This window comes from Stenotrophomonas sp. GD03877, from assembly GCF_029840555.1.
In the GTDB taxonomy this organism is placed as follows: Bacteria; Pseudomonadota; Gammaproteobacteria; order Xanthomonadales; family Xanthomonadaceae; genus Stenotrophomonas; species Stenotrophomonas geniculata.
This window is the reverse complement of sequence record NZ_JAOCCT010000050.1, coordinates 15,615-28,562: the sequence shown is the minus strand read 5'-3', so window position 1 is coordinate 28,562 and position 12,948 is coordinate 15,615. Positions and strand designations below refer to the sequence as shown.

Here is a 12,948-nt window from a genome sequence, read left to right as displayed (position 1 = left end):
ATGTGGGTCACCGCAGCGGACGATCCTCACCGCCATCTCCGCTCTCCACCGGCGCCGGACCGGCGTTGCTGCGGCGTTGCTCCTCATAGGTGCGGAACGCCTGGTGGATGTGCTTGCGCAGCTCGTCATCGTTCCACGGCTTGGTCAGGAAGCGATAGATCGCACCGCGGTTGATCGCGTCGGTCACGGTGTTCAGATCGGTGTAACCGGACAGCACCAGGCGGATCGTGTCCGGGTACAGCATCTTCACCCGGCCCAGGAACTCGGTGCCGCTCATGTCACTCATGCGCTGGTCGGACAGGATCACCTGCACGTCGTTGATCGCCAGCAGGTCGAACGCATCGCGCACGTTGCCGGCCGCCAGGATGCGGTAGCCATCGCGACGGAACAGGCGCACCAGCGAGCGCAGCACGTTCTCCTCGTCGTCCAGCAACAGCAGCGTGCGGTCGGGACGGGTCTCGGCAAAGGCCTCCGGGCGCAGGTAGCGGCGGCGCAGGGTCATGCCGGCGGCATCGGCCGACATCGGTTCGCCGAACAGGTAGCCCTGGAAAACGTCGCAGTCGTTGCGGCGCAGGAAGCCCAGTTGCGCCTGCGATTCCACGCCGTTGGCGATCACGGTCATGCCCAGCTGGTGGCCCATGGCGATGATCGCGCGGGCGATGGCCGCTTCGCGGTTACCGGCCGGCGCACTCTTGATGAAGCTGCGGTCGATCTTCAGCTTGTCCACCGGGTAGCGCACCAGCGCACTCAGGCTGGAATCGCCGGTGCCGAAATTGTCCAGGCTCAGGCTGATGCCTTCGTTGCGCAGGTTGGCCAGCGTCTCGTGCACGAAGTTGACGTTGTTGGTCAGCGCGCTTTCGTTGATCTCCAGCGTCAGCATCTGCGCCGGCACGCCCGCCGCCTGGATCAGGCCCATGACTTCTGCGAAGAAGTTGGGCCGCAGCAACTGCAGGGTGGAGACGTTCACGGCGATGGTGAAGTCGTCGAAGCCCTGGTCGCGCCACAGGCGGGCCTGCTTCAGCGCGCCCTCCAGCACCCAGGTGCCGATCTGCACGATGATGCCCAGCCGTTCGGCGGTGCGCATGAAGCGCTCCGGCACCAGCATGCCCAGCGTCGGCGACTGCCAGCGCAGCAGCGCCTCCATGCCGACCACGTGGCCATCGCGGGCGCTGACCAGCGGCTGGTAACGCAGTTTCAGCTCGCCATTGGGAATGGCGTCCACGATCTGGCGGGCGATGATGCTCTCGCTGTGCGCGCTCGGCGGCGTGTCCACGGCGTGGATGCGCACCGCGTTGCCGCCTTCGCGGGCCGCCTGGTACAGCGCATCCTCGGCATGATCGAGCAGGCGCGAGGTGCTGCTGGCATGGTCCGGGCACAGGCTCACGCCCAGCTTGCCGGTCATGAACAACGTGTACGGCAGCACCGATAGTGGCAGCTCCATCTGCTGCCGGATCTCCTCGGCAAAGTCCTCCGGCAGCGGCACGTCGGCGGTGCGTGGCACGGCGATCAGGAACTCATCGCTGCCGTGGCGCCACAGCTTGCCGCGCCCGCGCAGGTAGGACTGCAACCGCTGCGCCACCAGCACCAGGGCCTGGTCACCCACCTCGGCGCTCATGTTTTCGTTGACCGAGGCGAAGTGGTCGATGTCGACATGCATCAGCATCAGTGCGGTGCCGCCCGAGGCCGCCTCGGCGACCATTACCTGCAGCTCGGGGTTGCCGGCGCCTAGGCGGTCAGGCGCATCATCGATGCTGACCGGGGGCTGGTTGGGATTCCACATAGGCTCAGTATTCCGGTGACTCAACGGCGGCCATGCTGGCCGCCTGGTAGGGGAGGTGGACGTCGATCAGCGTGCCTTCGCCGTGCGCGGATTCGATCCGCACGTGGCCACCGACGCTCTGCGCGCGCTCACGCATCACGATCAGGCCCAGCCCGCGCGGACCATCGGGGTCGAAACCCTCGCCGTCGTCGCGGATCTGCAGGTGCAGGCCGCGCTGGCCGACATCGCGCAGCTGCAGCTGCACCTGGCTGGCACGGGCGTGGCGCAATACGTTGGTCAGGCTTTCCTGCGCGATACGGAAGCAGGCCTGCTCGATGCTGTTGTCGGGACGGTGCGGCAGGGGCTCGATCTCGGCCAGCAGTTCCACCGGCGACGAACGGAACAGTACCCGTGCCTGCCAGCTCAAGGCTGCTTCCAGGCCCAGCGCGTCGAGCTGCGGCGGGCGCAGCAGGGTAGAGATGTCGCGCAGCTTGGCCACCGTGGTATCGGCCAGACTGACGATCTGTGCCAGATCCTCGGCGCGGCGCTGCGGATCATCTTCGTCCTGTGCTGCGTAGGCGGACAACTTGATCGCCGTGATCGCCTGGCCGATGTCGTCGTGCAGATCGCGCGAGATCGCGCGGCGTTCATCCTCCTGCAGCGAGAACAGCCGGCCGGCCATCGCCTGCAGTTCACGGTTGCTGGTTTCCAACGCACTGCGGGTGCGCTCGGAATCGCTCAGGTCGCGCACGATCAGCAACTTGCAGTCGCGTCCGCCATAACGCACTTCACCTACCGCCAGGCCGGCATGGAAGCTGCGGCCATCAGCGCGCTGCATCGCCACCACGCTGCTGTGACCGGGCCCCAGATGGGGCTGGCCTGCACGCAGCTGGCTACGCACGCGGGACAGATCGGCGTTGTCCACCAGTGCCGACAGCGGCTCGCCCAGCAGGGTGTGGCTGCCATAGCCGAACAGGCTGGCGGCCCAGGCATTGGCGTACAACACGTGTTCTTCGGAGAGGATCACCACGCCATCGGGCAGTACCCGTACCAGCTCGCGGAACTGCTCCTCACGCTCGCGCAGCAGGCGTCGCGACTGCTCGCGCTCGGTCACGTCCTGCAGCGTGCCCAGCACGCGATTGCGGCCGGCCTCGTCGATGCCGCTGGCAGCACGCAGATGCACCATCAAGGCGCGGCCATCCATCGACAACAGCGGCAGCAGCACGTCCACGTGCACGGGATCGCCGGAGCAGAGTTCGGCCAGCAGCTGTTCGGTCTGGGTAGCGGTGGCCGGATCGGCCGGCACCAGCAGTTCGTCGAAGCGATGCCAGCGCCGGGCCTCGGGCGGGCGGCGGCCCAGCAGGCGGTAGACCTGGTTGGAATAACGGCCGAGCCCGGTGGACGGGTCCAGCTCCCAGGCGCCGATGCGGGCCAGCTCGTGGGCTTCTTCCACCCGGGCCAGCGCCTGGTCGCGGCGCAGTTGCGCCAGATCCTCCGCAGTGCGGTCGATGGCAATCAACAAGCGGGCGTTGTGGCCGTCGTAGCTGATGGCGTTGGAGCGCAGCTCCATCTGCCGCAGCGAGCCGTCACGCAGCTGCAGCTGGGTACGCAGGATGCACAGTTCCTCCGGTGCCTCGCGGATCGCCTCCAGCTTGGTCTGCAGTGCCTGGTCCTGGCCTGGCGGCCACAACGCGTCGATGGTCTGCTCCAGCAGTTCGTCACGGTCCCAGCCGAAGGCGGTGCAGGCCGCCGGATTGGCATCGAGGATCGCCAGCGTATCGAGGTTATAGACCAGGATCGGGCCGGGGTTGCCTTCGAACATCTGCCGCAGGCGCAGCTCCGAGGCCTGCTGGCGTGCATGGGTGTGCAGCACGTGCTCGGCCAGCGGGCGCAGCAGCAGATACAGCAGGCCCGCACTGGCAAGGGCGAAGAACGAGCCCTTCAGGCCCTGCCACAAGGCCGCCTGCTGCGGGTCAGGCACCAGTGCCTGCACCGCACTGTCGGTGGAGATCATCCAGGCCAGCGCCATCGCCAGGTAGCTCAGCACCACCCGGCGCCGGTCGCGGCTCAGCGCCTGCGACATCCGCGGGTCGGGAACTGGGGCGTTGCCGGTCGGTTCTGCGGGCATGGACAGGGCGGAAGAAAGGGGCGCCGGCCATCTTACCGCGCAGGTGCGCCCAGACCACTCAATTATCCGCCGCAGGCGCCGTTAACCACTGCGTGCCCCGCTGACGGGCGTGTCATCCGGAGCAAGATCGCGTGGACCAAGGGATCATCGCCAGCCTGCTGCAGCACCCGCTTGCGTCGGCGCTGGTCATCGTCGACCGCACGGGCCGCCCGCTGGCGGCCAATCCGGCTGCGCGCGAGCACGGCTTGCCGGCTACCGTGGCTGCGTATGCGCCGATGCTGGAAGATCTGCGCCTGATGGCCGCCGATGGCGGCATCGTGGCCTGCACGCTGCCGGGTGGCCCGCACGGGCACTACGACGGCCACCTGCGGGCCGTGCACGATGGCGCCGGCAATCTGCTGGCCTTCACGCTGAGCATTCCCGAACCGGTGCCGCTTGGCGGCGGTGGGCGCTGGGAGCTGGCGCTGGACAGTGCCGGGCACAGCCTGTGGGACTGGGACATTCCCAGCGACCGTGTGGTGCGCACCCCGGCGCTGGGTGACGAAACCGCCACCGAGATCCTGGCCCGCGTGCACAGCGAGGATATCGCCCAGGTGCGGGTCGCACTGGACGAGCATCTGCGTGGCTTGAGCGAGCAGTACAGCGCACAGTTCCGCTTCCGCCAGGCCGATGGCCAGTGGCGTTGGGTACTGGACCGCGGGCGCGTGGTCGCGCGCACCGCCGATGGCCAGCCGCTGCGCATGGTCGGCACGCATACCGATATCGAACAACAGAAGCAGCTGGAAGGGCTGCTTCAGGAACAGCAGCTGCACCTGAGCGAGGCCCAGCGCATCGCCAGCATGGGCAGCTGGTCGTTCGACCCCAACAGCGGTCATTTCTGGTGGTCGCCGGAGCTGCGCTCGATGCTGGCGCTGGAGCAGGGCAGCGCGCCCGGCCAGCGCCGCTGGCTGAAGCAGCTGCATCCGCGCTCGCGGGGTGCATTGCGCGCAGCATGGCGGCGTCTGTGGCGTGATGGCCGGGCCGCCAACATCGAACTGGAACTGACCCGCGGCCACGAACCGTCGCAGCACCTGCGGCTGTGGATGCAGCCGCTGCTGGACATGGATGGCCAGCCCAAGCGCCTGCTCGGCCAGGTGCAGAACATCACCGAGCAGCACCAGACCGATGCACTGATCCGCTGGCGCACCGAACTGCTCAACCGTGTTTCCGCGCTGGGTCGCATCGGTGGCTGCGAGATCGAGGTGCAGACCCGGCACATGCAGTGGACCGAGGAGTGCTACCGCATCCACGGCCTGCGCAAGGAGCCGATCACCCTCGACCAGGCGCTGGCGCTGTACACCGAAGATTCGCGCAATGCCTTCGACGCCGCATTGGTCCGCATTGCCGGCGGGGGACTACCCGAACAGCTGGACCTGTGCTTCTACCGTCAGTCCGGCCTGCGCGTGTGGGTGCAGGTGCTGATCGAGCTGGACCGCCGTGATGGCCTGCCGCCGCGCTTCGTGGTGCTGTTCCGTGACATCACCCGCGAGCGCGAGGCCAACGAGCGCATCGAGCTGCTGGCCCACTACGATCTGCTCACCGGCCTGCCCAATCGCGTGCTGCTCGGCGAACAGACGGCAGAAGCCATCGAGGAAGCGCGCGACCGTGGCACCTCGCTGGCGATGCTGTTCATCGATCTGGACGGTTTCAAGACCATCAACGACAGCTTCGGCCACGCCACCGGCGATGCGCTGCTGAAGGCGGCGGCCACCCGCCTGCACCAGAACCTGCGCAACAACGACCTGTTCGGCCGCTTCAGTGGCGACGAGTTCATCGTGGTGCTGCGCGACCTGGCCGAGCCGGAAGACGCCGGCCACGTGGCGCGCAAGCTGATCGCCTCGTTGGCCGAGCCGCTGCGCCGTGGCGAGACCACGTTGAAGGTCGGCGCCAGCGTCGGCATCGCGATGCTGGGCGATGCGCAGACCGACTTTGATTCCCTGCTGCGTGCTGCCGACGCCGCGATGTACGCGGCCAAGGAAGCCGGGCGCAATACCTACCAGTACTACAGTCAGGACGCGCTGGCCCGCATCCAGCGCAAGCTGGAGCTTGAGCACGCCCTGCACGGCGCCATCGAGCGCGAAGAGTTCAGCCTGGCCTACCAGCCGCTGCTACATACCCACCACGGCGAGCCACCTGCAATCGAGGCGCTGCTGCGCTGGCACCGGCCCGGGATCGGCTACTGCAGCCCGGCCGAGTTCATTCCGATTGCCGAGAAGTGCGGTGAGATCGTGCGCATCGGCGACTGGGTACTGAATGAAGCCTGCCGCCAGGCCACCGCCTGGGACCGCGCCGGCCTGCGCTTCGACCGCATCGCGGTGAATGTCTCCGCGGTGCAGCTGCGTGACCGTGGTTTCGCCGAGCGCGTAATCGAGATCTGCCACGCCCATGGTTGGCCACCGCAGCGGCTGGAACTGGAACTGACCGAGTCGGCACTGATCCGTGACACCGACATCCTGCGCCACTGTTTCGATGTGCTGGAACGGCACGGCGTGCCGCTGGCGGTGGATGACTTCGGCACCGGCTTCTCCAACCTCAATTATCTCAACCGCTTCCCGGTGGGCCGCCTGAAGATCGACCGCAGTTTCGTGCAGGGCATGCTGCACGATTCGGGCACGGCCGAAGTAACCCAGGCCATCGTGCACCTGGGTCACGCGTTGGGCATGAAGGTGGTGGCCGAGGGCGTGGAAACGCACCAGGAAGAAGACATGTTGCGCCGCCAGGGCTGCGACGAGATCCAGGGCTACCTGTACTCGCGCCCGCTCAGCCCGCGTGACCTGGCGCAATGGCTGCGCCAGCCACAGCCGGTTTCGCTGCGTACCGACGCCAGCGGCGAAGCAGTGCTGGTGCGCTGATCAGCTGCACTGGTTGGAACTGACCTTGGCTGCTGTGTCTATCCTCGCATGGCGTGGGTCTACCGCAATCCGCTTTGGTGGGTGCCGACCGTTGGTCGGCACTGATGCCTGGACGCGCGATCATCCACGCACGGCGTGGATCTACCTTGGAAACTCCGACTTCAACTGCATGCGCAGCGCTTCGACGATGGCCGCATAGCGCCGCTTCTGGACCAGATGGCTGGCCAGGAACAGCGGCAGCACCAGCAGCATGGGCGCCACCATCGGGCGCATCACCACCAGCGGCGACAGCAACAGCGACAGGATGGCCACGAACCAGCTACACAGTCCGATCACCCGCACCTCGTGCCGTCGCGTGTTGAGTACGATGCGACCGCGCATCACGGGGAAGTAGCGCAGGCCGAAGCTCGGCGCGAAGCTCTCGCGGAACGCCATGCTGCCGTCAGGCAGCGCATGGAAGGCCAGTCGCAGCCACTTGTCCCGCGGCAGGTCACGTTCCAGGCTGCCCAGCGAGAGCCGGGCCTGCATGGCCGGTGACGCCGCGATGCGTTCGTTGAACACGGTGATGCCCCAGCTGAAATAACCGGCCACCCAGGCCATCAGAAGGACGGTCTCGATCAGCAGGAGTGCGATCAGGGCGATGGCCATCGGTCTTCCATGATCGGGATCGGTGGATCATGCCACTGCCCGGACAGTAGATCCACGCCATGCGTGGATGGCAGGCGGTCCGAGCCACCATGCGGGTGGGGCCGCCCAGCGACTCAAGCAGCCTCTTGGCGTTAGTCCTCTTCCACCAGATCGCTAAGATCCAGAATCCGTGGAGCAACACTGTGCGCAACGACGCTTTGGATCATTCCGGGCTTGGGCCGAAGTGAATAGGCTCGCATCGTGTGGATGGGATTGAACTCCAGCCACGGGCAGGATGAATGCCCCACGATAACCGGCATGTTGAAACTGATGTCCTTGGGATCATCCAGTGGGAGAGTCCATTTGCCGCCGTGATGCTGACACACGGTTTCCCCAAGATATCGTGCAAACACAACTCTCAAGGCAGCCTGCTCGTCCTTCGATAACGTTGCGGCCATCAACGTGTACAGGGTTTCGAGGCGATCAAGGCTCTCCAGGCTACCGTCTAGGTCGACGCCGCGCTGCTGCGCCTGCTCGATCAGCCATTCAATCTGATCGTCCATGATGATCAGAAACTGTTCGAAGGCTTCTTGCGCTTCTTCCGGATTGAATGCCATGACGCTGTCAAGGAGGGAGAGCGATGAGTGTGCCCGGAGCCGGTGATTCAGACCATGCAACAAATCTGAAATGGTGGGTGGCCGCTGCCATTTCATCCACGCATGGCGTGGATCTACTTCAGCGCTTCCCCATCCAGCCCCAGGTCCCACGCCAGCCCCAGCAGCGCCTCGTCCGCGCGGGACGGCGCCGGCCGCGCATCGGCCAGCTGCTGCAGCTCGCGGATCTCCTCGCGTGCCACATCCTCCAGCTGTTGCAGCTGCTCACGCACGCTCGCGTTGCGCGGGCGCTCGGTATCGGTGAGGGAGGGCAGGGCACGGATCAGGGTCATGGTGCGCGTACAGGATGCATCCAACGGCGGGTCACAGGCAAAGGCCCCGGAGGAACCGGGGCCTTGCGGGCTGCCGGCGAGGGCAGCGGACATCAGGGTCAGAACAGCTCGACGGTGCCGGCGCCCATGCTCTGCTGGGCAACCGGCTTGTGCGGCGGGCGTTCCCATTCGCTGCGCAGTTCGCGCAGGCGGCTGCCGGTGCGCTGCAGTGCGGTGGCGATCTCTTCGTCGAACACGCCGCCGTTGCGGTGCAGCAGTTCCTGCAGGGCGACTGCTTCGCGGTTGATCGCGGTCAGGCGGTCCAGGTGGGTGTGCACGCCGCCCAGCGCCTGGGTGGCGATGTCTTCGAACTGCAGGGCGCGCACGGCTTCGGCCACGCTGCCATCAATCGAACGGGCGCACTCGGAGACTTCGCGCATGCCATCGCCCAGCGAGGCATTGATCTGGGCCACGTTGTCGAGCATCGCGGCCGCTTCCTGGCGCGCTTCACGGGAGCGATCCATGTCACGCGACGCCATGTGCGAGACCGTCTCGCGCACCTTGGCAATGGCGTCCTTGGAGCTGTGCGCCAGCTTGCGGATCTGCTCGTTGAAGGTGGTCGAGCGCTCGGACAGGTTGCGGACCTCGTCGGCCACCACGGCGAAGCCACGACCGGCTTCACCGGCACGCGCCGCTTCAATGGCAGCGTTCAGCGCCAGCAGGTTGGTCTGGTCGGCGATCGACTTGACGTCTTCCAGCAGCGCGAAGATGCCATCCAGGTGCTGCGCCATCTGGTCGATGTGCTGCACGGTGGTGCTGCTCTGGCCGCTCACCTGCTCCAGCGCTTCGACCAGCTGTTCCATGCGGTGGCTGGCGTGCTGGGCGAAACGGGCAACGTCGAGGCCGGCATTGCCTTCATCCCCGGCGCGATCGACGATGCGCGACAGGGCCTGGCTCTGCTGGCGCGACTTGCGGTTCATGGCATCGAAGCTGCCACCAAGGCTGGAGACGGCCTGGCGGATCAGGTCACGGGCACGTTCCACTTCGCCGCGCGAACCGTCGATCTCGTTGCCGACGAAGTTGCGCAGTTCGGTCAGCAGCTGGTCCTGCTCACGCAGGACACGGGCATGTTCCGGGGAACGGTGCGCCTGGGCGCGGGTGGTCCACCACGCAAAGCCGAGCCAGCTCAGCGTCATCGTGGTCAGGATCGCCCAGCGCAGGGCGGCCGGCCATTCGAAACCGATGGCGAAGGGGAGCAGCAGGGTCAGAGCCAGGGGGGCGGCCAGACGGATGAAAATGCGTGAGTACATGGACGTTCTCGGGAGGTGCACGGAGGATGTATCGGCCGTACCCCCTTTCTCTTTAACGTCGATGTGCCCGGAAGTGCATTCTGAATGCGCCGGTTTTCCGGCGCCTTGGCGGCTTCATGGTCAGAGCCCTTTCCGTGCCGGAAAGGGATCCGACCCTCGGGCTCAGGCCAGCTGCCGGTCCACGGCCTCGATCATCGCCTTGCGGCTGAACAGGAAGTCCCAGTAGCTGCCGCCCAGCTGGCGCCACAGCACCGCCGAGCGCACCGCCGCCAGCAGCAGAGCACGGATCTCGGCGACCACGCCGGCCTGGCCCAGATAGTGCGGGTTGCCCTGCACCATCACCCGCGGCTTCAGGTGGCTGATGGTGTCGGCGTACAGGCCGCCGAGATTGGCCAGCACGTCCGGATGGCCGCTGTCGCCCAGCTCGGTGGCCTGGCGCTGGGCGCGCTCGATGCCCGAGGCGACCTTGTTCACGGTGGCGCCGTCCTGCACGAAGCGGCGCTCCAGCTGCAGCACCGACAGGGCCAGCTTGGGCAGGATCGGGTCCTGGCCCTGGCTGCGGAAGTAATTGTGCAGCAGGCGCAGGCCGGCCTTCAGTGCATGGCGATCTCCAAACACCTCCTGCGGCGAGGACGCATCGACACGGAACACGCTGTCCACGGCGGTGCGCACGGCGGCGGCGTCGGAGTGGCCGGTATCGGCGATGCGGCGTACCTGCTGCAGGGCCTGGGCAATGCCGGCCAGGGCCAGGACGCGGTCGTCGACAGTGAAACTCATGCAGCGATTACCTCAAAAGGGGAAGGGGTGGTGCGCAGGCGCTGCTCCAGCGGCGCATCGGTGGCGGCGATCACCGCGCCACCCAGGCACACCTCACCGTCATACAGCACCAGCGATTGACCGGGGGTAACGGCGCGTTGCGGGCGCGCGAAGGTGACCAGCACGCTGCCGTCGTCCAGCACCTCGACCGTACACGGCTCATCGGGCTGGCGGTAGCGGGTCTGTGCCGTGCACTCAAAGCGGCGGGCCGGGGGCGCGCCGGCAATCCAGTGCGCGGTCTCCGAGCGCAGGCGGTCGGACAGCATCCACTTGCTGTCGCGGTCCTGGTCCACGTACAGCACGTTGCTGGCCACGTCCTTGCCGACCACGTACCACGGCGCCGCGGGACGGCCGCGCACGCCGCCGATGTTCAGGCCCTCGCGCTGGCCCAGGGTGAAATAGAACACGCCCGGATGTTCGGCGATGACGCTGCCATCGGCCGGGTCGAGGATCTGGCCGGGCTTGGCCGGCAGGTAGCGGCCGAGGAACTCGCGGAAGTCGCGCTCGCCGATGAAGCAGATGCCGGTGGAATCCTTCTTGGCGTGGGTCGGCAGGCTGACGTCACGCGCGATCCGCCGCAGGTCGGTCTTTTCCAGGTCGCCGATCGGGAACAGGGTCGCCGACAGCTGTTCCTGGCCCAGCTGGTGCAGGAAGTAGCTCTGGTCCTTGGAACGGTCGGCGCCGCGCAGCAGCAGCCACTGGTGGCCGCGCTGGGCGACTCGTGCATAGTGGCCGGTGGCGATGCGCTCGGCGCCCAGCTCGCGGGCGGCATCCAGGAAATGCTTGAACTTCACTTCGCGGTTGCACAGCACGTCCGGGTTCGGGGTACGCCCGGCCGCGTACTCGGCCAGGAAGTGCTCGAACACGCCCTGCCAGTACTCGCTGGAGAAATCGCGGAAGTGGAACGGAATGCCGAGCAGGCCGCACACCGCCACCGCATCGCGGCGGTCGTCCTCGGCGCGGCAGTCGCCACTGCCATCGTCGGCCCAGTTCTGCATGAACAGGCCGGCCACGGCCTCACCCTGCTGTACCAGGCGCCAGGCGGCGACCGAAGAGTCGACGCCACCAGAGACGCCCACCATCACGCGCGGAGTGCTCATGCGACCTCCCGGACCAAGGAAAGTGGATGGCGCTGGCCACCCAGGTAATCAGCCACCACCTGCCAGACCAGCGGGCTGCGCTGGCGCTCGCCGGCGGCCTGCAGTTCGGCCGGGGTCAGCCAGAGTGCGCGGTCGATGCCGGTGTCCAGTGGCTGCGCCGGGTCGTGCGAGACCGGGCGCGCCGCGTAGCAGAAGCGCAGGAAGGTGGTGCCGTCGCCGGCCGTCCACTGGTAGCAGCCGATGAAGTGGGTCAGCTGCACCGTCCAGCCGGTTTCCTCGCGGGTCTCGCGCAGGGCTGCCTCGGCCAGGCTTTCGCCCGGCTCGAGGTGGCCGGCCGGCTGGTTCAGCACCTGGCGGCCGTCGATGGTCTCTTCAACCAGCAACACGCGGCCGCCGTCGACCACCACGGTGGCGACGGTGGCGTGCGGTGCCCAGCGCGGGTCCGGCGTAGCGTTCAACTCAGAACTCGTCCTTCTTGGTCAGTTCCAGCTCCATGGCGTCGGCGGTGCGGATGGCCGCATCGATGGCGTCGCTGAGCTGGTCGGCAGTGGCATCGGCGTCGATCTTGACCACGAACATGGCGGTGGTGTCCTGCTTCACCCAGCCGCCCATCTTGGCGTCCTGCGAATCTTCCAGCAGGCGGTTGGCCACGGCCACCGGGAACTGCTTGGTCTTGGCGTTGTAGGCCGGCGACCAGATCTCGCGGATGTTGTGGGTGCCGAAATCTTCCACCGACGAGCGCACGTAGACCATCTGGGTGCGGTCACCTTCGACGTCGAACACCATGCGGTAGTCGCCGTCCTCGTCGACCTCGTAGGTGTAGCCCAGCTTGTCCAGGTGGCGGGCCACGGCCTTGTCGGCCTGGGTCTCGGCGGCGGCGGAGCCGGCGGCGGCCAGGGCGATCAGCAGGGCGGAGAGAAGGGTCCTTTTCATGAAGATCCTGTGAAACAGTGTTGAGAGAGGATGCAATTGTGACGGCGGCCGTGCGTGCCGTCCAATCTGCGGCGGGCCGACGCAGGCCCGCTCGAGCCTCTATAATGAGCAGATGCCCCGCGAGTCTTCCCCCGATTCCCATCACGAGCACGGCGTTGCCGTGGAACCCGCGCGCCCGGAAGTGGCGCCGCCGCCGTTCTACCAGGTGATGCTGCTCAATGACGACTACACCCCGATGGATTTCGTGGTGGACGTGCTGCAGCAGTTCTTCACCATGGACCTGGACAAGGCCACGCAGGTGATGCTGCACGTCCATACCCGCGGCCGCGGTGTGTGCGGGGTGTTCACCCGCGAAGTGGCCGAGACCAAGGTTGCCCAGGTCAACGAGTATTCGCGGATGAACCAGCACCCGCTGCTGTGCACGATGGAAAAGGCCTGACCGGCCCCGACCTGTAGAGC

At 66.9% G+C, this 12,948-nt stretch carries 12 protein-coding genes; 2 read left to right on the top strand and 10 right to left on the bottom strand.

Annotation, left to right across the window (positions count from 1 at the left end; translation table 11 throughout):
• Window positions 1-7: 7 nt before the first annotated feature.
• Entirely contained in the window at window positions 8-1,780 is a 1,773-nt protein-coding gene (locus tag N5D20_RS23315; protein ID WP_197578616.1) for an EAL domain-containing protein, read from the bottom strand.
• A 4-nt stretch (window positions 1,781-1,784) separates the two neighbouring features.
• A complete protein-coding gene (locus N5D20_RS23310) occupies window positions 1,785-3,887 on the bottom strand; it encodes a PAS domain-containing sensor histidine kinase (protein ID WP_197578617.1) in 2,103 nt (700 codons plus the stop codon).
• Between the two features lie 131 nt (window positions 3,888-4,018).
• Between N5D20_RS23310 and N5D20_RS23305 the strand changes: the two genes are divergently transcribed.
• Window positions 4,019-6,778, top strand: a complete 2,760-nt coding sequence (locus N5D20_RS23305) for an EAL domain-containing protein (RefSeq protein WP_197578618.1) — start codon at window positions 4,019-4,021, stop codon at window positions 6,776-6,778.
• A 141-nt stretch (window positions 6,779-6,919) separates the two neighbouring features.
• On the opposite strand, the gene N5D20_RS23300 is transcribed toward N5D20_RS23305, so the two are convergent.
• The 8 genes from N5D20_RS23300 to N5D20_RS23265 all read right to left on the bottom strand — a co-directional run bounded on the left by N5D20_RS23300 (window position 6,920) and on the right by N5D20_RS23265 (window position 12,489).
• On the bottom strand, window positions 6,920-7,426 hold the full coding sequence (locus N5D20_RS23300; RefSeq protein WP_197578619.1) for a hypothetical protein: 507 nt from the start codon (window positions 7,424-7,426) through the stop codon (window positions 6,920-6,922).
• Between the two features lie 131 nt (window positions 7,427-7,557).
• Window positions 7,558-8,022 carry a hypothetical protein gene (locus N5D20_RS23295; protein WP_019337427.1) on the bottom strand — a complete coding sequence of 155 codons (465 nt, stop codon included), beginning with the start codon at window positions 8,020-8,022 and terminating at the stop codon, window positions 7,558-7,560.
• Window positions 8,023-8,135: 113 nt separating this feature from the next.
• A complete protein-coding gene (locus N5D20_RS23290) occupies window positions 8,136-8,351 on the bottom strand; it encodes a hypothetical protein (RefSeq protein WP_032966708.1) in 216 nt (71 codons plus the stop codon).
• A 98-nt stretch (window positions 8,352-8,449) separates the two neighbouring features.
• Window positions 8,450-9,640, bottom strand: a complete 1,191-nt coding sequence (locus N5D20_RS23285; RefSeq protein ID WP_010485867.1) for a methyl-accepting chemotaxis protein — start codon at window positions 9,638-9,640, stop codon at window positions 8,450-8,452.
• A gap of 162 nt (window positions 9,641-9,802) precedes the next feature.
• The gene (hflD, locus tag N5D20_RS23280) at window positions 9,803-10,417 is read right to left on the bottom strand and encodes a high frequency lysogenization protein HflD (protein ID WP_010485865.1); all 615 of its coding nucleotides are present in this window, start codon (window positions 10,415-10,417) and stop codon (window positions 9,803-9,805) included.
• Entirely contained in the window at window positions 10,414-11,556 is a 1,143-nt protein-coding gene (mnmA, locus tag N5D20_RS23275; protein WP_197578620.1) for a tRNA 2-thiouridine(34) synthase MnmA, read from the bottom strand. The genes hflD and mnmA overlap by 4 nt, the downstream gene beginning before the upstream one ends.
• Window positions 11,553-12,014: an NUDIX hydrolase gene (locus tag N5D20_RS23270; protein WP_049427056.1), complete on the bottom strand. Its 462-nt coding sequence runs from the start codon at window positions 12,012-12,014 to the stop codon at window positions 11,553-11,555. The genes mnmA and N5D20_RS23270 overlap by 4 nt, the downstream gene beginning before the upstream one ends.
• Window position 12,015: 1 nt before the next feature.
• Window positions 12,016-12,489, bottom strand: a complete 474-nt coding sequence (locus N5D20_RS23265; protein WP_010485859.1) for a hypothetical protein — start codon at window positions 12,487-12,489, stop codon at window positions 12,016-12,018.
• A 112-nt stretch (window positions 12,490-12,601) separates the two neighbouring features.
• Here N5D20_RS23265 and clpS point away from each other — a divergent pair, with 112 nt between their 5' ends.
• Window positions 12,602-12,928 carry an ATP-dependent Clp protease adapter ClpS gene (clpS, locus tag N5D20_RS23260; RefSeq protein ID WP_006366596.1) on the top strand — a complete coding sequence of 109 codons (327 nt, stop codon included), beginning with the start codon at window positions 12,602-12,604 and terminating at the stop codon, window positions 12,926-12,928.
• Window positions 12,929-12,948: the final 20 nt, after the last annotated feature.

Coding starts and splice junctions, on each gene's coding strand:
- N5D20_RS23285 (WP_010485867.1), bottom strand. CDS start 9,640: ATGTACTCACGCATTTTCATCCGTCTGGCCGCCCCCCTGGCTCTGACC.
- N5D20_RS23300 (WP_197578619.1), bottom strand. CDS start 7,426: ATGGCCATCGCCCTGATCGCACTCCTGCTGATCGAGACCGTCCTTCTG.
- N5D20_RS23265 (WP_010485859.1), bottom strand. CDS start 12,489: ATGAAAAGGACCCTTCTCTCCGCCCTGCTGATCGCCCTGGCCGCCGCC.
- N5D20_RS23290 (WP_032966708.1), bottom strand. CDS start 8,351: ATGACCCTGATCCGTGCCCTGCCCTCCCTCACCGATACCGAGCGCCCG.
- clpS (WP_006366596.1), top strand. CDS start 12,602: ATGCCCCGCGAGTCTTCCCCCGATTCCCATCACGAGCACGGCGTTGCC.
- N5D20_RS23295 (WP_019337427.1), bottom strand. CDS start 8,022: ATGGCATTCAATCCGGAAGAAGCGCAAGAAGCCTTCGAACAGTTTCTG.
- hflD (WP_010485865.1), bottom strand. CDS start 10,417: ATGAGTTTCACTGTCGACGACCGCGTCCTGGCCCTGGCCGGCATTGCC.
- N5D20_RS23315 (WP_197578616.1), bottom strand. CDS start 1,780: ATGTGGAATCCCAACCAGCCCCCGGTCAGCATCGATGATGCGCCTGAC.
- N5D20_RS23310 (WP_197578617.1), bottom strand. CDS start 3,887: ATGCCCGCAGAACCGACCGGCAACGCCCCAGTTCCCGACCCGCGGATG.
- mnmA (WP_197578620.1), bottom strand. CDS start 11,556: ATGAGCACTCCGCGCGTGATGGTGGGCGTCTCTGGTGGCGTCGACTCT.